A 1116-nucleotide genomic window follows, 5' to 3' on the forward strand; every position below is an offset into this window, starting at 1 on the left:
GGTGTGGAGGAGGGGAGGGAGGGCATCATGGCAGTGTAGGCGGCTCAGCTGAGTGCCGCAGAAGGAGCGCGGTCCGGCCCCTCCATGGTTATAAGTGGTGCCCACGGCGGTGAATACCAAGGCTTGTCAGTAAAAAGTCAGTGATGGGCGCGGCGCTGCGCCACCACCGCGTGTGGTCTTCTGTGCCTGCCACGGCGCCAGATTGAGCATTGGCGCGCTGCTCGCGCCCGTACATCCCCAGCGCCATGCGCCCTCAGGGCGGGTACGTAGGCATTTATACATAGGCATTAGTCCCAGTATCTACTGCGGGGTAGGGAGACATACGATGCGTTGCGATCCAACCTCCCCGGAGACCTTGTTGCAAGGCTCCTCATTTCAGCACCTTACGGAGCGGCCAAGGCGCAATGAGCGACGTCATTCTTGAAACCAACAGCCTGACCAAAGAGTTCAAGGGCTTCACAGCCGTCAGCGATGTGAACCTGGCCGTTCGGCGCGGCTCCATCCATGCGCTGATCGGTCCCAATGGTGCGGGCAAGACCACGTGCTTCAACCTGCTCACCAAGTTCCTGGAGCCGACCTCGGGTGTCATCCGCTTCAACGGGCACGACATCACGCGAGAGCAGCCCGCACAGATTGCGCGCCGCGGGGTGATTCGTTCGTTCCAGATTTCGGCGGTGTTCCCGCACCTCACACTCATCGAGAACGTGCGCCTGGGCCTGCAGCGCAAGCTGGGCACCTCGTTCCACTTTTGGCGCAGCGAGCGCACCCTGCGGCAGCTTGACGACCGTGCCATGCAACTGCTGACCGAGGTGGGGCTGGAAGACTTGGCCGATGAAGTGACCGTGAACCTGCCCTATGGCCGCAAGCGCGCACTGGAGATCGCGACCACGCTGTCCATGGAGCCCGAGTTGATGCTGCTGGACGAGCCCACGCAGGGCATGGGCCACGAAGACGTGGACCGCGTTACCCAGCTCATCAAGAAGGTCTCGGCAGGCCGCACCATCCTGATGGTGGAACACAACATGAAGGTGGTGTCGACCATCGCAGACCGTATCACCGTGCTGCAGCGCGGCGCCGTGCTGGCCGAAGGCCCCTACGCAGAAGTCTCCAACAACC

1 protein-coding gene is annotated in these 1116 nt (G+C 62.3%); it reads left to right on the forward strand.

Translation table 11 applies throughout. The features are described from left to right. Positions 1–404 precede the first annotated feature (404 nt). The coding region (locus DBR23_RS02965; protein ID WP_108497268.1) for an ABC transporter ATP-binding protein at positions 405–1116 on the forward strand (712 nt) is incomplete at its 3' end.

The organism is Acidovorax sp. HMWF018, assembly GCF_003061035.1.
Lineage (GTDB): Bacteria > Pseudomonadota > Gammaproteobacteria > Burkholderiales > Burkholderiaceae_C > Acidovorax > Acidovorax delafieldii.